The organism is Rhizobium sp. UBA1881 (genome assembly GCF_002338015.1).
Taxonomy (GTDB): Bacteria; Pseudomonadota; Alphaproteobacteria; order Rhizobiales; family Rhizobiaceae; genus Rhizobium.
Window position 1 is genome coordinate 12,217 of the sequence record NZ_DDHH01000047.1, and the last position, 17,377, is coordinate 29,593.

A 17,377-nucleotide genomic window follows, 5' to 3' on the forward strand; every position below is an offset into this window, starting at 1 on the left:
CGGACAGAGCGTGTCCCGCTGATACCAGGTAAAGGTGATGTCGAAAGCGATGCGCCAGAACATGCCTGGAAGCATTATTAGTATCCACCACACGTTCCGTGACGGCTAGCTAACCATCGAGCATCTCGAGGAAGCGCTGAAGTTCCCCACTCGGCATGTTTACAATGTGGCGATCTTCCGGATAGGCGGCCGAATTGACGTCGGCGACGTATTCTTGGAAGGCGGCGATCCTCTCGGCTTGCAGCCGCTCAAACTCCGCAGAAAAATTGCGATAGACCTTGGAATGGCGAGGCACACGCCCCTTGGTCTGACCGAGAATGTCGTCTGCAAATAAGTACTGGGCGTCGCATCCAGCGCCCGCACCCATCGAGAGCATGATGAGCGGGGTGCGTTGAGAGATGGCGGTTGCCACCTCGACCGGGACAACCTCGATTTCCGCTCCGATGGCGCCTGCAGCCTCCAGCTGACGCACGGCATTGAAGACATCTATTGCCTGTATGGCTGTCTTTCCTACCGCCTTGAAGCCGCCAGTCCAGGTGGCGCGCGACGGAATGAGCCCGACATGGCCTATCACTGGAATCGCCTCGTCGGCCATGCGCTTGACAGTCGCAAGGCTCGCGCTGCAATAGACCGCATCGGCGCTGGCTTTGTAGACGCGAAAGGCCCATCGCACGAAGTCATCGGCGGTTCCGATTTCGAAGAAGTTGTCGCCCGGCATGGTGAAGAGGTTCGGCGCTGCATCACGGTAACGCGGATCACATATGAGCTCCGGCGGAACGGAGACAATATCGATGCCTGCCCTGTCGGCGGCTTCAGCCTCCTCTAGCGTCAAGACCCGCAGCATAGTAAGCTGCCGCTTACCTTTCATTGATCGCAGGTCTGCAACAGTCGGTCTTGTCTGACGCATGGTAGCCTCTTTAATGGGTCGATGTTTCTGTCAGCCGATCATCATCCAGACAGTGTCGGCATCCGTCTTGATCGGGAACGTCTTCAGGTTGACGCAGACCGGGGCGCCCTTGGCTTCACCTGTCTTGTAATTGAAGCGCCCATTGTGTTTGGGGCACTCGATGATGTCACCCATTACCAGGCCGTCAGCGAGATGGACCTTCTCATGAGTGCAAAGTCCCGCTGTTGCAAAGTACTCGTCGTCCTCGGAGCGGTAGATGGCGAACGTCTGGCCGTCGTGATCAAACCGGATGAGATCTTCGGCTTCGATGTCGTCGACCTTGCACACTTCAATCCACATTATGGTTCACTTCCTTATTCCGCAGCGCTCGTCGCACCGTCTAGATGATGAAATTCGTCCTTGTAGGGCCGCGCGGTCGGGGGCAGTTCGCGCTTGAGGAAGTAATCCTCGTTTCGCAGTTGCCGGATCAATACCGGGAAAACTTCCCTGTAGGCATGCCACATCGAGGGGTTGGGTTCGGGTAGATCGTGCTTGATCAGAGCATGCAGTCGCGGCAAAGCGTGGAATGGCACCATCGGAAACATATGATGTTCGACATGATAGTTCATGTTCCAGTAGATGAACCGGCTGATCGGGTTCATATAGACGGTGCGCGTGTTCAGCCTGTGGTCGATGACGTTGTCTGCAAGTCCAATATGTTGCAGCAGCCCGGTCAACACCATGTGCCAGCAGCCATAAAGACGCGGTAGTCCAATGAGCATCAACGGTAGGAACGAGCCAATGAGCAGGCTTAGAGCGATCGCTGCAACGTAAATCGCAATGTGAATGCGTGCAGCAAAAACGACCTTCGGCCATTCGCTTTCCGGCACGAATGTCTTTTCTTCTGGTGTCACTGTCCCGAGGCTGTTTCGAATAAGTGCGATCATCGAGTACCAGGCATCGAGGATACCGAAGAAATTGACGATCACCCGGATCAGGTCGGGTGGGCGCATGACGGCAATTTCCGCATCGCGCCCGACAATGGTTGTATCGGTGTGATGACGCGCATGGCTCCAACGCCAGGTCACCGGATTGCGCATCAGCATAAAGCTTGCAATCTGGTAGATGACATCGTTCATCCAGCGGGTCTTGAAGGCGGTACCATGGCCGCATTCATGCCAGCGCGAGTCCGATGACGATCCGTAAAGAACACCGTAGACGAACAGGAAGGGAATGCAGAACCAGGTTGGCCAAAAATAGATCGCGCCCGCTGCCGAGACGGCGAATGCGGCAAACCAGACAAGCGTGTCGCGAATGGCCGGTAGATCGGAGCGTTGCATTAGCTCCTTCATGGTTTTTCGCGGTACGTCGGTATGATACCAGTCCGCCGACGCCAGTCCGATCTCGATTGCTCGCTTCGTGCTTTCTCCGACAAGACTGTAATCGCGCTTCATCATGATCTTTTCTTGCTGTTGATCTGTCATTGCGACATCACCTCGACCAGGCGCTCGACGGGGCGTTGGCGGGCCGCGCAAGCTTGGGAAAAACATTGGATGGCTCTGGAAACTCGTCGTCCGGGGCTGCTGCAAGGGATGTAATCCTGCGGGCTGCATCATCGAATGCGCCTGCACCGTCGAGTATCCGGAAGGTCAGGTCGTACGCTCGCTCGTCACCATGCGAGAGCCAGAGAATTTCTCCACGCTCTCGCGCAAAATTTTCTCCGCGCACGTGATTGGTCGAAGGCTCGATCCCAAGGGCGTACTGGCCGGCCTGGAAGTTCTGCCAGACGTAAGCGCAGGGAAGTTGCTCCTTGACCGTCTCGATCTCCAAACCCAGCTTCAATCGATCATTGAGGACGGCGACAGGCACACGTCCAGCTTCGTCTGCGGTCATGGAGTGCTGCCAGACCTGTTCACGAAATTCGGGTTGCGGGGCGACAGCTGTTCGATACCCGGTATCCTGTCTGCGAAGATCTTTCCCCGCATGCGACGCCCAGACCACGTCTTCGATCGGCGCCAGGTACCGTGTGCCGGCATCAAGCAACGGGTAGCTGACATTGATGTGGTAGAAGAGCATGTGGGGCGTTGGCATGAAACCTTGGTTGATAACCCGGTCGGTTACCCTGATTTCGTTACCGCCGACGTCGGCTTCTATCCTGCGAACGAGATGCAGATTTTCTCCAAACACGGCTGCCTGCTGGACGACGCCTTCAGCCCACAGGACACAACGGTTATCGATCCAACTTTCACCATATCCGATGAGGCGGGCGGGAATATTGCCGATCCGGCCATGGAGCGAGTGGTGAATGGTTCGCTTACCCGGATAATTGAAATGGTCAGCAGGGACTTCTTCCGGGCCAAGGATATGATCTAGGCCGCAGGTGACCAGCAATCCTGAAAAGGACCGCGCCCATGCCAGCCCCCCCTCACCCTCGTATTCGTGGAGGGCCGGGTTTCTAAATCCCGTCGGCGAATTCCAGGCAATGCCGAGCCCCTTGTAGTCACAGTCACCGATGTCCATCGCCCGATCGACGAGGACGGTGAAGCGCAGTCCGCTTCCCGTGCGAAAGTCGAGCATGCGCACACCGCGCTCGGCGCCGTCGGAAAGCGTCATCAATCTGACGCCGGCGACCTGCGAAAGGCAACCCGCCCGCTCGGCAAGTTGACGTTGGGTTAGCGTGTGACCGAACAGTTCTACCATGGTCGATCCACCCTCAATGTAGCGCCGCTTCGCCCGCAAGGGCCGATTTGTCGACGCCCATGATAAGGCTTTCGACCGTCAGGAGATCTGTCTGGGCAACAGTCATCTCTGTCACCACCTCACCGCGCCGCATGACGACAATCCGATCGGCCACCTGGAAGACGTGATGGATATTGTGTGTGATGAACAGGACGGAATGGCCCGCTTGACGCATGTCTTTTACGAAACGCAACACGCCGTGCGTTTCTTCGACGCCCAGATTGTTGGTGGGCTCGTCAAGGATGATGACCTTTGCGGCGAATTGCATGGCGCGCGAAATGGCGATGGACTGTCTTTCCCCTCCAGACAGTGTGTTGACGGCTGCATCGGCATCAAGTTTCTTGGAGATGCCGACCCGCTTCAAGAGTGTGGATGCGGCTTCGCGCAGTCTTGCGAAATCCATCGGGGCGAAGACGCCAAGAAAGGAAAGTGTCGTCGGTTCGCGGCCTAAGAACAGGTTGCGCGCGATACTGAGGTCTGGCGCAAGCGAGGTATCTTGGTGGATTGTCTCGATCCCGAGATCCATGGCGTCCCGTGGCGACTTCACCGACACCTTATGGCCACCGACAAAGATGTTGCCGCCGTCGGCGGGGTGGATGCCGGAAATGGCCTTGATCAGGGTCGACTTGCCGGCGCCATTGTCGCCGAGCAGCGCAACGACTTCGCCCTCGTTCAATGTGAAAGAGGCGTTGCGCAAGGCGCGAACATTGCCAAAGGACTTTTGCAGGTTTTCCAGTCGAAGGACTTCCACCATTTCAGCTCCTTGCGACCGTCTTTTGCAGCAGCGCGTGCAAGACGAGCATGACGAGGATGATGCCGCCGACAAAAATGTTGTACGCAAGGCCAGGCACGCCGATCAACACAATGCCATTGCGGATGGCGCGCAGCATCACGACGCCGACCACGGTCCCAAGGATGGTGCCACGCCCGCCGGTCAGTGCGGTGCCGCCGACAACGACCATCGCAATGACCTCCAGCTCGTATCCGGTTCCCGCAACCGGTGACGCAGCTGAGATGCGAAAGGCGCTGATCATGCCTGCGACGCCCGCCAGGACTGACGTCAGGATGAACAGCCAGATTTTGACGCTGTCAGCCGGCACGCCACGGGCAATGGCGGCATTGCGGTTTGAGCCGATGGCCGAGATCCAGTTGCCAAGTTTCGAAAAGCGCAACACGTAGGTCGCAGCCAGGGCCAGCGCGATGAACCACAAGAGGGATACGTAGAGCCGGAAGGGTCCGATGGCAAAATCACCTGCGAGAAGCGTCACGAAGATGCCAGGTTGGTCCCACGACTTCAGGGGAAAGCCCTGGGTGATGTAAAGCGCGATGCCGCGAACGATCAGCAGCATCGACAGCGTTACGAGGAAGGACGAAATCCTGACCTTGGTGACGATCAGCCCATTGATTGCGCCGACGAGGACGCAGAGCAAGAGGCCGGCAAGAAGCGAGAACCCGATACCCCAATCTGCATTTTGAACGAGCAGGGTCACGAGAACAGGGGCAAGTGCGAAGACGGCACCCACCGAGAGATCGAACTCGCCTGCTGTCAGTAACAACGTCATTGCCAGAGCAATGATGCCAAGTTCGGGCAGGAAGGCCAGCATGTTGGACAGGTTGAGAGGCGACAGAAAGTTTCCGTCGGCAATCGCAAAGGCCACCAGCACCACGATGAGAATGATGAGCGAGGCAATTTCAGGGGACCGGCCGATAACAGGCAGCCCCCTTGCCCTGGTTGTCGTCGCTGATGTCAGCATCGTCATGTTACGCGCTCGCATTCGCCAGATTGTCTTTGTGCCTGCAGCTCACTTCTTGTCGTAGAGCTTGAGGATCGGGTCGACGCTAGTGGCGTCGTAGAGGCTGAACGTATGGATATCGTAGCCGATTGGTTCGCCCGAAGCCGCCAGTGACAGGAGCGAGACGGGCATGAAGCCTTGGGCAGATGGAAACTGCCAGGCGGCGGCGTTGACGTAGCCGGCCTTGACCGCTTCGGCCGTTGCCTTCGAATTGCCCCAGCCTACGACCGGGACTTTGCCAGGTGCTAGGCCCGCACTATCAAAGACCTGCTTGACGCTTGCAGCAACCGAATCCCCTAGCGCGATGATAGCTGGTGGATTGTTTGCGAGCATGTAGTCGCTCATCTTCGCGATGATGCCGGCTGGATCTGTACCGCAATCGACAACATCGTACTGGATGCCAAGCGGATCGAAGACGCTGGCGATGCCTTCCGTTTCCAACTGCTGATAGCTAGCGCCGGGGACCTCGACGGGAAGGAAGACCTTGTCGCCCTCCTTGACTGCTTTCTTGTCGACCAGGTACTGGGCCCACATCACGCCGGCCGCCTTTAGATCGGCGCCGACATAGGCCTGGCGGTTGGTCGATGTGTCGTCGGTGTTGAAGAAGACGACGGGAATATTGGCCGCGCGTGCGTCCTTGACCTCTCCGGTCCACAGGCCCGGCTGCGCCGACGTCGTGGCTATACCGTCGGCCTTGGCGGCAATCGCAGAGCGAAACGCCTCCTTTTGAGAGGCCATGTCGCCACCGCTAAACGAAATCTTGCAAGTGACCTTCAACTGGTCGCACGCCTTTTGGGCGCCGGCGTTCCAGTCGAGCCAGAAGGCGTCTGACGGACCGCCGTGCGAAAGCAGGTAGAAAGTCTTCTGGTTGTCGGCCGCCTGCACTGCAGGGCCTGTGAGCGTAAGCGCAATGCCTGCGGCAATGGCGAGCGTGGTGTTAAATCTCATGACCAATCCTCCCGGCCGGCCGGTCTCAGGGCCGGATCGCAATCCTTCGGCTCAATCTTCGAGTGACGTTTCCTTGCAGCTTTTTCTCACTGCTGGGGAAAGGACACCGACGCCTCCCCGCGGCGATGTCTGTTCTGAGGAATAAAGATGGTTTAAGTTCATGTCAACATCAAAACAAATCATAAAACATCATTCAATGAATCGGGCGTCACATCATCACTTGACAGCAGACGCTTTGTGGCCAATTGAATGGAGCATTGCATCAATTCGCATCAACATGGCCTTTCACCGAGGCCGCAGCGATCAGAAGGTCCACGGTTGCGGTCCACCATCTTAGACATTGCGCGCGAAGCCGGCGTTTCCCCGGCGACAGTCGATCGGGTTCTTAACAACCGGCCAGGCGTGAAGCTGCGCACCAAGCAGGTTGTTCTTGCGGCTGCGCAAAAGCTTGATTATTCCGCCGAGATCGACAGTGGTCCTGTCGCAGTCAACCCGGCCCGGATCAGGCTGCATTTTGCTTTGCCGGCCGGCAGCAATGCGTTCATATCGACATTTCGCCGACAGATAGAAATCCTCGCAGCAGCCCGTCCGGAGCTCGATGTTTCGGTTATGATGATCGAAGGCTTCAGCCCCGATTCACTGGCGCGCACGCTAAGGGAGCTCGAAGGCCAGACGGACGGCGTCGGCGTCATCGCGCTCGATCATCCGACTGTGCGCGAGGCGATCCGATCGCTGGCTGCAAGTGGCGTCAAGGTTGCGACCGTTGTTTCCGATATCTCGCATGTGCCCCGTACCGCCTATATCGGTATCGACAACAGAGCGGCGGGCCGCCTCGCCGGCTATCTCCTGAGCCGCTTCATCGGGGCGCGTCCGAATGCCAAAGTAGCGCTTTTGGCAGGTTCGCTTTCCTATCGCGGGCACGAGGAGCGTGAGATGGGTTTCCGCCACATCCTGAAAGAGGAATTCCAGTCCATCGAGATCGTCGAGATCAGGGAGATGCTGGATGATCAGGATCGGGCCTATTCGGAGGCGGCTGCCCTGTTGGAAAAACACCCCGATCTCGCTGGTATCTATAATGTCGGCGCTGGAAGCATGGGGATAGGCAAGGCTCTCAAAGACCGCAATCTCCAGTCTTCGATCGTCTTTGTCGGCCATGATGCTACCGAAGACACCAAGCCATTGCTCCTCGACGGTACCATGGACGCAGCCATTGATCAGAACCCGAGGGTCGAGGCGCGTGAAACGCTCAATATCCTTACCCATGCCGTGCGTGGCCTGCCCTATGAGGGTCATCCACCACGACTGCAGGTGATCTTCAAGGAAAACATCCCGGAATTTTGATCGCAGACGCCGGCAAATTCCGTTCGCGCACTGATGCAGCCGCGATGCGCAGATATGGCCGTGGCATTGCCACGACCATCAACTTATCAAAGATATCCAGGCCGAAAGCCGCGATGCGCGGCGATCTCGAGAGGTCGATTGGGTAGCGCGCGCTGCCCTCGGCGGCGCGCGCTTTGTCCTCAAAGGCCCTGTGCGCGCAGCTTCCCATCGAGGAATTTCTTGGCGCGCGGCACGTCGGGCTCATCAAGGTGTTCAATGATCATCGCGATGTTGGGGTGCTTTTGCGCTAGACGCTTGAGATAGAGGTCGTAGTTCAGCGAGCCGAGACCTGGCGCCGGCAGCTCAATTTCACCGACACCGCGGAATGTGTGGCTCTCGGAGGCGTTCTCGTCGCCGATATCGGCGTGCTTTTCGCTCTTGTCGTCGCCTGAGCGCTTGACGTCCTTGGCATGCCCGATCTTGATCTTGTCGGAGAGCGTGTCGAACACCTGGTTCAAGATCGCATCCATGCGGTCGATATTGTGGGTCTCGAAGTAGTTGGTCGGATCCATCAGGAGGCCGAGGCCCGGGTGGTCAACCTGCGCGAACATCCTGACAGTTTCCTCGACCGAGCCGACGACGTTGTTCACATAGGTTTCGAGCAGGAACATCGCGCCGTGATCATAGGCGTACTGCGCCAGATCAGCGACCACCTTGCGGCACTCTTCGAAGCCCTCTTCCGTTTTGTTCTTGGGATGGTGGACCCAGTCCGATTCCGTGTTGAATGTGCCCGTCTCCGAGATCACATAGGGCGTGCCGAGATACTGTGCGTGACGGATGATCTCCTTGAGATAGCCAACACGACGCTCGCGCTCTGCCTTGTCGGGATGAAGGATATTGGTGTAGCCGGAAATGCAGGATATCGGCAGATTGTGGTCTCGAAACGTCTCTCGGATGCGAACGCACTTTTCCTTGGTGATCTGGCCCGCAGAGACGTCGATGTCCTTGAAATGCATGTCGAGCTGGACGGTATTGAAACCAAGCGTGCGGATCTTGGCGGCGGTCTCGTCGAGACCATAGGGGAAATAGCCGGTGAATATACCTGTCTGCATCATGATTTTGTTCCTCCCTTGGAATCTATGACTGGATTGAGATTTCGGTGAGTTTGACGGCGCGGCCATTTGCCATGGACCTGTAGCCGGCCTCCACCAGCGCCATGGTCCTGACATTGTCGGCAACCGACAAGGCCGGGGCCTCGCCGCTTTTGATCGCATATTGCAACTGCTCCATCACGCCGATGAAGGCCTGTGGGAACCACATCGTCTCCCAGCTTGGCGTCACCCATTTGCCGGCGGTTGCAGTTTTCGAAGCGTAACTGAGGGTCGATGGCTTGCCATGAGGCCAGCCGATCGTGCCTTGAGCGACACCGGCAGTGCCCTCCACGCGCCATTTGATGTAGTTGTCGCTATCGAACCCCTCTTCGCGCGGCCCCGCCCAGACGTCTTCCATCGAGACGGCCAGCACATTGCCCGGAAACTTCATCGTCGAGACGGTGATGCCGTCTTTGTGAGCGAAGGCGGTTCTCGGATCCACGCGCGAGACGGTCGTGATTTCCTCGGGCTCACCGAGTAAGAAGCGCAGAACGTCGAGGTGGTGCACGCTCATATTGGCGAGCGTGAGCCGGTCGTAGCCTTCCAGAAAACCCTGCCAATGGGGGATGGCGCGCATCTCGATCGTCGCCATTACGACATCGCCGAGATCGCCGCGATCGAGGATCTGCTTGAGGACGCGCATCGACTGGTCATAGCGCATGTTCTGATTGACCGAGAGGATCTTCCCTGCCCGTGCTGCTTCGTCTCTAAGCGCAATCGCTTCTTCGAGCGAAAGTGCGAGCGGCTTTTGTGCCAGAATTGCCTTTATGTGTGGGGCCTGAAGCGCCTTGCGGATCAGGGCTGGCTGCTGGTCCGGGGGGAAGGCAAGATCGACGATGTCGACAGTCTCGTCGGCAATGTGTGCCTCGGGCGTGTCGTGGACTGTTGGAATGTCCCAGCGTCTGGCGACAGCCTCTGCCTTCGACCGGGTCCGCGACGCGATGGCAACGACCGGGAAGCCGGCTTGGCGATATGCGGCGAGATGACACTCCGCCATGATCATGCCGGCTCCGATGCAGCCGATGCGATAGTCACGGGAACGGATCGGCGGATCCGGGGTGAACCCATTTGTGTCTGACATGTTTCCTCCCAATTTTCTTTTCGTTTATCGGGCCAGCGCCTCACCCGCCGGACCGAAGAAGTGCATTTTTGCCGGATCGCAACTCAATGCGACGGCACTGTCTGGCGCAAGCCGCGGCTGACCGCGCATCAGGGCCCTGAGCTTCTGGTTGCCCGTGTCGATCGTCACGACCGTATAGCCTCCAAGCGGTTCGACTTCGAACACGCGCGCAGGCTTGCCGTCCCGACCATCCGTCCAAGCTTCGACCTTGAGGTCCTCCGGCCTGATACCGACAGCTGTTACCGTCCTCGGCAAGGCTGCCTGCGATATTCCAATCGTTCCATGTGCAATGTGCTGGCCCCCACCAGCATTGCCATTGAGTTCGGTCGCCATGATGTTCATGACCGGTGCGCCAAGCAAGCGCGCAACGTACTCGCTGGCCGGCCTGTCATAGATTTCGACCGGTGAGCCGATCTGCCGGATCCGACCGTTTTCCATGATTGCCATCCGATCGGCGACCGACATTGCTTCTTCCTGATCGTGGGTCACATAGATCAGCGTCTGGCCGAGTTCCCCCTGAATGCGCTTCAGTTCGACGCGCGTCTCCTCGCGAAGCCTGGCATCGAGCGCAGAAATCGGATCGTCCATCAGATAGGCGACCGGATCGCGTACCAGTGCTCTGGCGATAGCGACGCGCTGACGCTCGCCGCCCGACAACTGTGCCGGCGGCTTGTGAAGCAGATGTGCAATGTGCAGCTTGGCCGCCACAGCCTCGACACGCGCTGCAATCTTCGTCTCGGGCACTTTGCGTTCAACCAGCGGGAAACGGACATTGTCACCGGCGCTCATGTGCGGGAAAAGCGCCAGGTTCTGAAACACCATGGCGACGTTGCGGGCGGCCGGCGAGATGTCGTTGACCGGTTTTCCGCCGATCAGCACCTCTCCCACATCAGGTCTTTCGAGCCCGAGGATCAGCTTGAGGATCGTCGATTTTCCCGAAAGCGGCGGGCCGAAGAAACAGAAGAACTCTCCGGGCCTGATGTCGAAAGACACGTTTTTGACCGCAACTGTCTTGCCGTAGGTCTTGGAGACATTTCGAAAGGATATGCCGGCCATCAACGCACCTTTGGAGTTGCGGGTCGTATTGCGACGCCACTTGCGGCATCAAACAGCCGTACGGCGTCCGGTTCGACGACGACATGGACCACCACTCCGGCAGACAGGCCGACATTGTTGTCAAGAACGGCCTTGACCGCGACTTCACCGCGGCCGAGATGCACGATCGTGCGCGCGCCGATGCGTTCGACGATAGTGACCTGCATGGGAATACCGCCTTGGTCGGCAAGTGAGACGCGCTCCGGGCGAAATCCGTAGATGACCTCCGTGACGCCGGCACGCCGAGCGCCTTCGGCCACGTCGGCAAGGAGCGGTGCACTCACGCCCAATGGACCAAGATCGATCAGCAGCCCGCGATCTGCCTGTGCGAGGGTGCCCTTTAGGCGGTTCATGCCGGGCGCCCCGATAAAATCGGCGACGAAGAGATTGATCGGATCGTCATAGACCTGAAGCGGTGTGCCGACCTGCTGCAGGACGCCGTGATCCATCACGGCGATCCGGTCAGCCATGGTCATGGCTTCCAGTTGATCGTGGGTGACGTAGACCATCGTTTGCCGGAACTGGCGCTGCAGGTGCTTGAGCTCGGTTCGCATGACGGCGCGGAAGGCCGCGTCGACATTCGACAAGGGTTCGTCGAGAAGAAAGATCGCCGGCTCGACGATCGCCGAGCGGCCGATCGCCAGTCGCTGGAGAATATTCACCGACAGCTTTGCCGACGGCTGCTTCAGGAAAGGCGTCAGTTGCAGGAAATCTGCCATTGCCAAGACGCGCCGGTGTGTTTCGGCTGCAGCGACCCCACGCACCTTCAGCCCATAGGCCAGATTGTCATAGACGCTCATGTGGGTGAAGATCGCATAGTTCTGGAAGACGAAGCCGACGCCACGCCTGCCCATGGCCACGCCGTTCATGTCTTTGCCGTCGAAGAGGATGCGTCCTTGCGACGGGTTTTCCATGCCGGCAATCATGTTCATCGTCGTCGACTTGCCGCAACCAGATGGCCCAAGCAGCGCCATGAACTCGCCATCGCGAACCTCGAGCTCCATTTCCTTGAGAGCGGTGAATGTCCCGAAGCGTTTGACGAGATTGTTAAGGTGAATGGTGGTCACGCAACGCGCTCCTTCCTGGCGGCGTTCATTCGCCCGATGGCGAAGGCAACGAGGATCGAAAGGACAAGGAGGATCGCAAGGGCGATGGCAGCGACATAACCCCAGATCAGATCCTGCTGCGTGACCTTGTAGATGTAGACCGAGATGGTTTCGGTCGCGACACCGGGGCCGCCACCGGTCATGATGTAGAGCGTATCAAAAATCTTGAAGTTCTCGATGACGCGGATCGCAAGGGCGATGATGATGATCGTCTTCATCTTCGGCAATACGATCGTTCGGAAACGCTGGGCCCAGGAGGCGCCGAGCAGGGTCGCCGCACGCATTTGGTCTTCGGGAACGCCGACGAGACCCGCAAGCAGGATGAGAAACATCAGCGGCGTCCATTGCCAGATATCGGCCACCATCACCGCGATCAGCGCAGTCGTCGGGCTAGATAGCCAGGCAAGCGTGATCGGTGTTCCTGTCAATGTCGACAGGATGTTGTTGATCGGTCCGCCCGACTGAAACAGCATGAAGAACATGTAGCCCGCCACAGCCGGCACGACCATCATCGGGATCAGCATGATGGAGTAGAACAGCCGCTTTCCCACAAAGTCGTCGATAAACAGGATGGCAAGGCCGAGGCCAAGCAGGAATTCGACGGGCACGCAGATGGCCATAATCAGCGCAGTTCGCCCTAGCGCACTCCAGAAGCGACCGTCGACGGCAAGATCGGTATAGTTTGCAAAGCTGTTCCAGGACTGCCAGGCTTGCCACCAGCCGACGCCATCGAGCGGAGACCAATCTGTCATGCTTATATAGAGCTGCATAAGCAGCGGAAAAAGCGCGATAAACAGGACGAGTACCTGCGCTGGCAGCGTCAAAAGGAGCCCCAGCCTGCGTGCCTCGGGCGCAGTGTCGGATGTCTCTGACGCCGCGATAGGCAGCTTCTTTTCGGTTGCAACGGCACTCATTGCTTAAGAGCTCCAAAGGTCAGCCCGCGAACGAGATGGCGCTGGATGGCGATCCCCATGACGACGGGCGGAACGGCGGCGATAAGGCCAAGGGCGGCCTTGGCGCCGTAGAGCTGGCCGGTCATCGAAGACGAGAGTGAGGCCATGTAGACGGGAATGGTCACCCATTCGCGCGTCGTCAGGAGCAGCGAAATGAGATAGTCAGACCAGTTCAGGATGAAGACGAAGAGCGCTGAGCTGGCAAGCGCCGGACGCATCATCGGTAGCGTGATCTTCATGAAGACCCGCATCCGAGTGCAGCCCTCGACGAGTGCTGCATCCTCAATCTCCCGCGGCATGTCGTCGAAGAAAGTCTTCATCAGCCAGAATGCGAAGGGCAGCGTGACGATACCGTAGATCAGTGAAAGACCCCACCAGGTATCGATCATGCCAAAAAAGGCCCACATGATCATAACCGGGATCATAACGGCCATGGGCGGAAAGAGCCGGAGCTGGATGAGCGCGAGTGGAAGGTTCTGCCCGGATCCGAAGCGGGACAGTCCGTAAGCGGCCGAGGTGCCGCACACCATGGCAATCAGGGTTCCGAAGATCGCAGACAGCAGGGACGCGACAATTGGCTTGGCGGCAGTGCGATCCAGGGCGACGATGAGGTCCGTTGTCGAGGTGCCGAAGATGAAGCGGAAATTGTCGAGCGTCGGGTTCCTTGGCCACCATGTCAGATCTGCGCCGCTGGCCGACCACTCGGCAATCGGCTTGAACGCCATAGAGGCCATCCATACGGTCGGCACGAGCGTGACTGCGAGCGCTGCAAGGATTGTGCAGTATCGGAAGATTTAAAAAGGTAGCGAACGGTTCATGGCAATCACGATCGAGACAGGGTGATAGGATGTGCGGGCATATCCGCCCGCACATCCAGCGTCTGGTCGTCAGCTTTCCAGCGGATCCAGCAAGGTCGGCCAGGCCTGCTTGTTGGTCTTGATGGCTTCAACGAGCTTGTCTTCGCCAACGCGGCGCGCAATGCGCGTCCATTGTTTTTCGGTGTCGGCCATCGCTTGCTGGACGGTCTTGGCCTTGGTGAGCGCTGCGACAAGGTTCTCGTCGAGTGCGCTGTGGAAGGCCGTTGCACCGGGATAGTTGATCGAAGGGACGACACGGCTGACTGTCTCACGCACGACGTCCATGTGATAGGCGTGGTAGGTATCGCGAACCAACGGATCAGCGAAGTTTGCGAGCTGGAACGGGTCGAAATAGCCGCCCGGATTTGCCGTCATCCAGGAATAGATCCGGCTTGAACCGAGCCACTGCAAGAGCAGATAACAGATCTCCGGGTTCTTGCTCTGTGACGAGATCGAAGCCGACAGATTGAGCCATAGGACGGAACGACGTACCAGGTGCCCATCGATTTCGCGACCGGGCGGCAGCATTGAGCCGATCTTGCCGGTGATCTTCGAGCCTTCATTGGCTTTGTTGTCGAGGAACTTCGGCAGATTGGAAAAGGCGCATGTCATGGCCGCCCCGCCGCTCGCAAAGTTGCCGTATTGCTCCGGCCAACCCCAGGAGACGGCATCCGGCGAATGATAGGCCAGTGCGTCCACATATTCCTGCGTTGCCTGATAGCCTGCATCCGAGTTGATCAGCGGCTTGCCATCGTCACTGAAGAGATACTGGTTCGGCGACGCCATCGAGGTGAAGCGCTGATACCAGTTGGTATAGCCCCATCCCTGGTTTCGAAGATCGGTGCAACCAAAAAGACCCTTGTCCGGCCGATGGAAGAAGGCCGCGATCTCGTCCAGTTGCTTGAAGGTGCGCGGTGGCGCGAGCGCATAGCCGTGCTTGTCGGCAAAGGCCTTCTTTTCGGCCTCGTCGTTGAACAGATCTGTGCGATAGTTCCAGGTCTGGAAGTCTCCATCGAGCGATACGCCGTAAGTCGATCCTCGATACTGGTTAAGCAGGGATACGCCGGCCTTGCCATTGACGTACCCGCGCTGCGGGTCGTCCCATTCCGGTTTGTACTGGGCGACGAAGTCGTCCATCTTGATGATGCCGCCGGTTTCTGCGAGATCGCCGAGACGGTTCCACTCGACCGCATAAATGTCGAAGGCGCCGCCCTTGGTGGAGATATCCTGCATCGTCTTGGTGAATTCCTGGCCGTTTGGTACGCCGACCACGTCAAGAACGATGCCTGTCTCTTTTTCCCACAGATCCTTGATGGAAGGAGCGCCTGCCGGGAAGGGCTTTGTCAGTTGTCCGATAGAACCATCCGATAGGCCGAGCACAATCTTGGTCGGCGCCTTGCCGGATCCCTTCAGTGCTTTGACGGCTTCGATTGCGCGCCCTTCCGGAGTATCGGGTCCATATTGATAGCGCTCGGCGCCGTCAAAACCTGTAGGGCCGCCGATCATGCCTGGCGCGAGTGCGTCAGCGGCATAAGCGCGGCCAGGCCGGATGAACTGGGGTGCAATACCCGCAGCGGCAGTCAAGGCCAAGGCACGGCCACTGGTGCTCAGCAGGTCGCGTCGCGACATGCGCATAAAATCTGACATTTGGTGTTCCTCCCCATCGACGGTTCCTCCTCCGTCGATTTTGATGATTATTGACGCGTCATCGGATTGATGTCAACATCATTTCCAATCATCCCAAAGGTTGGTCAGCTGGCCGGATTGGCGCCGCGTCACCGCGGGTCTTGCGCTGGATACCGAAAAGAGAAATTGCTGATGCCGGTTAGTTTTATCTGCTCGAACACATCAAAACCAATCATTTTTGTGCAGGCGCGTGGCAGTAAGATGTCGTATTGGCGTCGGGATCTGGTCGAGAGACGCGAATATGAGGGGCCAGAGCGCGCGGCAGCCGCGCGGGGTCTTATGTCGCGCCTGATCGCCATGCGCGCCTGGAAAGCCAGGCGAGCGTCGTGAATTTTATCCCAAAAGATGACAGAGGACGAAAATGACAGGAACGATCATCATCGCCGGCGCAGGATTGTGCGGTGCGCGCGCAGCCTTCGCCGTGAGGGAGCGTGGCTATGAAGGAAAGGTTCTCCTTATCGGAAGTGAGCGGCACGCGCCTTATGATCGCCCTCCCTTGTCCAAGCATGCGGATAAAGGATCGCTGTCAATCCAGCACGTTGCCGACGAAGAAAGTTACCGTGTCGCCGGCATCGATCACCTGGGCGGCCTTGACGTGACGACCATCGATCCTGTTGGCCATGTCGTCACGCTCAGCGATGGTCGCCATCTGACTTACGACAAGCTTCTCCTGGCCGTTGGTGCGCGACCGCGACTGCTGCCTGGCACTGAAAATCTGACGAAGGTTTTGACCCTGCGTTCGTTCGACGACGCCCTGAAAATCCGTGACGGCATTGGGCCAGGTCGCCGGCTGGCGATCATTGGCGGAGGTTTTATTGGGCTCGAGCTTGCCGCAATGGCGCGCAAACTCCAGACGTCGGTGACGCTTATTGAGAGCATGCCACGCCTTCTGGCGCGCGCTGTACCGGCCGAAATTGCATCCGTTATCGAGGAACGCCATCGGCTAGAAGGGGTCGAGGTGCTGTTGCAGTCGGGCATCTCGTCGATCGGCGAAGACGCTAACGGCGTTCAAATCGAGCTCGCCGATGGCCGTGCCATTGTTGCAGATCTCGCGGTTATCGGTATCGGAGCCATTCCCAATATCGAGATCGCCGGGGCTGCCGGTCTTGCGATCGAAAACGGTATTGCCGTCGATCACTTCATGCGGACGTCGGATGCTGACATCTTTGCAGCTGGCGATTGCTGTTCATTTCCACTTCAGACGTATGACGGTAGCCGAGTGCGTCTGGAATCCTGGCGCTGCGCTCAGGATCAAGGGATTATTGCTGCGGCCAACATGCTTGGGATTGTGACACCTTACGAAGGGGTGCCCTGGTTCTGGTCAGATCAATACGACCTCACGCTGCAAATTGCCGGCCTTCCTGGCTTGGCCGTCGAAACGGTGCGGCGCGAGCTTTCAGACGGTTCATTTCTTCTGTTTCACCTTGGTTGCGACGGAAGGCTGGTGGCAGCGAGCGGGATCGGGCGGGGCAATGCGATTGGACGGGACATCCGTCTGTGCGAGATGCTCATCGCAGCAAGAGCCCATCCGAGGCGCGAAGAGCTTGCTTCTCCATCCACCCGATTGAAGTCGCTTCTGGCGGCATGAACCGCAACTGATTGACGGTCCCCTCCTTTCCCCTTTTCCATTCCCAAAAGGCCGAAAACATCCATGAAAAGCTATGTCTTGACCGTATCGTGCACGTCGACACGCGGCATTGTTGCGGCAATCGCCAATTATCTC

General features: G+C 58.2%; 16 protein-coding genes. 2 read left to right on the forward strand and 14 right to left on the reverse strand.

The window, feature by feature from the left end; all coding sequences use genetic code 11:
• Positions 1-109 precede the first annotated feature (109 nt).
• The 7 genes from B3605_RS04660 to B3605_RS04690 are packed head-to-tail and all read right to left on the reverse strand — an operon-like array spanning position 110 to position 6,366.
• Entirely contained in the window at positions 110-907 is a 798-nt protein-coding gene (locus B3605_RS04660) for a 3-methyl-2-oxobutanoate hydroxymethyltransferase (RefSeq protein ID WP_296432623.1), read from the reverse strand.
• 30 nt (positions 908-937) lie between these two features.
• The gene (locus B3605_RS04665; protein WP_296432625.1) at positions 938-1,246 is read right to left on the reverse strand and encodes a MocE family 2Fe-2S type ferredoxin; all 309 of its coding nucleotides are present in this window, start codon (positions 1,244-1,246) and stop codon (positions 938-940) included.
• Positions 1,247-1,260: 14 nt separating this feature from the next.
• Positions 1,261-2,370: a fatty acid desaturase family protein gene (locus B3605_RS04670; protein ID WP_112942905.1), complete on the reverse strand. Its 1,110-nt coding sequence runs from the start codon at positions 2,368-2,370 to the stop codon at positions 1,261-1,263.
• A 7-nt stretch (positions 2,371-2,377) separates the two neighbouring features.
• Complete coding sequence (locus B3605_RS04675; protein ID WP_296432627.1) at positions 2,378-3,586, reverse strand: aldose 1-epimerase family protein; 1,209 nt, start codon at positions 3,584-3,586, stop codon at positions 2,378-2,380.
• 13 nt (positions 3,587-3,599) lie between these two features.
• Positions 3,600-4,379 (reverse strand): ATP-binding cassette domain-containing protein, encoded by a 780-nt coding sequence (locus tag B3605_RS04680; protein WP_296432629.1) that lies wholly within the window; start codon positions 4,377-4,379, stop codon positions 3,600-3,602.
• Position 4,380: 1 nt separating this feature from the next.
• On the reverse strand, positions 4,381-5,379 hold the full coding sequence (locus B3605_RS04685) for an ABC transporter permease (RefSeq protein ID WP_414706949.1): 999 nt from the start codon (positions 5,377-5,379) through the stop codon (positions 4,381-4,383).
• A 48-nt stretch (positions 5,380-5,427) separates the two neighbouring features.
• Positions 5,428-6,366, reverse strand: coding sequence for a substrate-binding domain-containing protein (locus B3605_RS04690; RefSeq protein WP_296432632.1), 939 nt, complete (start codon positions 6,364-6,366; stop codon positions 5,428-5,430).
• Between the two features lie 318 nt (positions 6,367-6,684).
• Between B3605_RS04690 and B3605_RS04695 the strand changes: the two genes are divergently transcribed.
• A complete protein-coding gene (locus tag B3605_RS04695; protein ID WP_112821832.1) occupies positions 6,685-7,707 on the forward strand; it encodes a LacI family DNA-binding transcriptional regulator in 1,023 nt (340 codons plus the stop codon).
• Positions 7,708-7,886: 179 nt separating this feature from the next.
• Here B3605_RS04695 and B3605_RS04700 read toward each other — a convergent pair whose 3' ends face one another.
• From B3605_RS04700 to B3605_RS04730, 7 genes are all read right to left on the reverse strand, one after another.
• Complete coding sequence (locus B3605_RS04700) at positions 7,887-8,801, reverse strand: sugar phosphate isomerase/epimerase family protein (RefSeq protein ID WP_296432636.1); 915 nt, start codon at positions 8,799-8,801, stop codon at positions 7,887-7,889.
• A 22-nt stretch (positions 8,802-8,823) separates the two neighbouring features.
• The gene (locus B3605_RS04705) at positions 8,824-9,918 is read right to left on the reverse strand and encodes a Gfo/Idh/MocA family protein (protein WP_296432638.1); all 1,095 of its coding nucleotides are present in this window, start codon (positions 9,916-9,918) and stop codon (positions 8,824-8,826) included.
• Between the two features lie 24 nt (positions 9,919-9,942).
• The gene (locus tag B3605_RS04710) at positions 9,943-11,013 is read right to left on the reverse strand and encodes an ABC transporter ATP-binding protein (protein ID WP_296432640.1); all 1,071 of its coding nucleotides are present in this window, start codon (positions 11,011-11,013) and stop codon (positions 9,943-9,945) included.
• Positions 11,013-12,119 carry an ABC transporter ATP-binding protein gene (locus B3605_RS04715; protein ID WP_296432642.1) on the reverse strand — a complete coding sequence of 369 codons (1,107 nt, stop codon included), beginning with the start codon at positions 12,117-12,119 and terminating at the stop codon, positions 11,013-11,015. The genes B3605_RS04710 and B3605_RS04715 overlap by 1 nt, the downstream gene beginning before the upstream one ends.
• Complete coding sequence (locus B3605_RS04720) at positions 12,116-13,072, reverse strand: carbohydrate ABC transporter permease (RefSeq protein WP_296432644.1); 957 nt, start codon at positions 13,070-13,072, stop codon at positions 12,116-12,118. Before B3605_RS04720 ends, B3605_RS04715 begins: the two co-directional genes overlap by 4 nt.
• Positions 13,069-13,836 carry a carbohydrate ABC transporter permease gene (locus tag B3605_RS04725; protein WP_296432646.1) on the reverse strand — a complete coding sequence of 256 codons (768 nt, stop codon included), beginning with the start codon at positions 13,834-13,836 and terminating at the stop codon, positions 13,069-13,071. Before B3605_RS04725 ends, B3605_RS04720 begins: the two co-directional genes overlap by 4 nt.
• A 162-nt stretch (positions 13,837-13,998) precedes the next feature.
• Positions 13,999-15,615, reverse strand: a complete 1,617-nt coding sequence (locus B3605_RS04730) for an extracellular solute-binding protein (RefSeq protein ID WP_112821847.1) — start codon at positions 15,613-15,615, stop codon at positions 13,999-14,001.
• A gap of 400 nt (positions 15,616-16,015) precedes the next feature.
• Between B3605_RS04730 and B3605_RS04735 the strand changes: the two genes are divergently transcribed.
• Positions 16,016-17,242, forward strand: coding sequence for an NAD(P)/FAD-dependent oxidoreductase (locus tag B3605_RS04735; RefSeq protein ID WP_296432650.1), 1,227 nt, complete (start codon positions 16,016-16,018; stop codon positions 17,240-17,242).
• Positions 17,243-17,377 lie beyond the last annotated feature (135 nt).

Excerpts from the sequence above, each read along its gene's own strand:
- B3605_RS04730 (WP_112821847.1), bottom strand. The coding sequence starts at position 15,615 with ATGTCAGATTTTATGCGCATGTCGCGACGCGACCTGCTGAGCACCAGT.
- B3605_RS04700 (WP_296432636.1), bottom strand. The coding sequence starts at position 8,801 with ATGATGCAGACAGGTATATTCACCGGCTATTTCCCCTATGGTCTCGAC.
- B3605_RS04690 (WP_296432632.1), bottom strand. The coding sequence starts at position 6,366 with ATGAGATTTAACACCACGCTCGCCATTGCCGCAGGCATTGCGCTTACG.
- B3605_RS04665 (WP_296432625.1), bottom strand. The coding sequence starts at position 1,246 with ATGTGGATTGAAGTGTGCAAGGTCGACGACATCGAAGCCGAAGATCTC.
- B3605_RS04705 (WP_296432638.1), bottom strand. The coding sequence starts at position 9,918 with ATGTCAGACACAAATGGGTTCACCCCGGATCCGCCGATCCGTTCCCGT.
- B3605_RS04725 (WP_296432646.1), bottom strand. The coding sequence starts at position 13,836 with ATGGCGTTCAAGCCGATTGCCGAGTGGTCGGCCAGCGGCGCAGATCTG.
- B3605_RS04675 (WP_296432627.1), bottom strand. The coding sequence starts at position 3,586 with ATGGTAGAACTGTTCGGTCACACGCTAACCCAACGTCAACTTGCCGAG.
- B3605_RS04660 (WP_296432623.1), bottom strand. The coding sequence starts at position 907 with ATGCGTCAGACAAGACCGACTGTTGCAGACCTGCGATCAATGAAAGGT.
- B3605_RS04710 (WP_296432640.1), bottom strand. The coding sequence starts at position 11,013 with ATGGCCGGCATATCCTTTCGAAATGTCTCCAAGACCTACGGCAAGACA.
- B3605_RS04680 (WP_296432629.1), bottom strand. The coding sequence starts at position 4,379 with ATGGTGGAAGTCCTTCGACTGGAAAACCTGCAAAAGTCCTTTGGCAAT.
- B3605_RS04670 (WP_112942905.1), bottom strand. The coding sequence starts at position 2,370 with ATGACAGATCAACAGCAAGAAAAGATCATGATGAAGCGCGATTACAGT.
- B3605_RS04735 (WP_296432650.1), top strand. The coding sequence starts at position 16,016 with ATGACAGGAACGATCATCATCGCCGGCGCAGGATTGTGCGGTGCGCGC.
- B3605_RS04685 (WP_414706949.1), bottom strand. The coding sequence starts at position 5,379 with ATGCTGACATCAGCGACGACAACCAGGGCAAGGGGGCTGCCTGTTATC.
- B3605_RS04720 (WP_296432644.1), bottom strand. The coding sequence starts at position 13,072 with ATGAGTGCCGTTGCAACCGAAAAGAAGCTGCCTATCGCGGCGTCAGAG.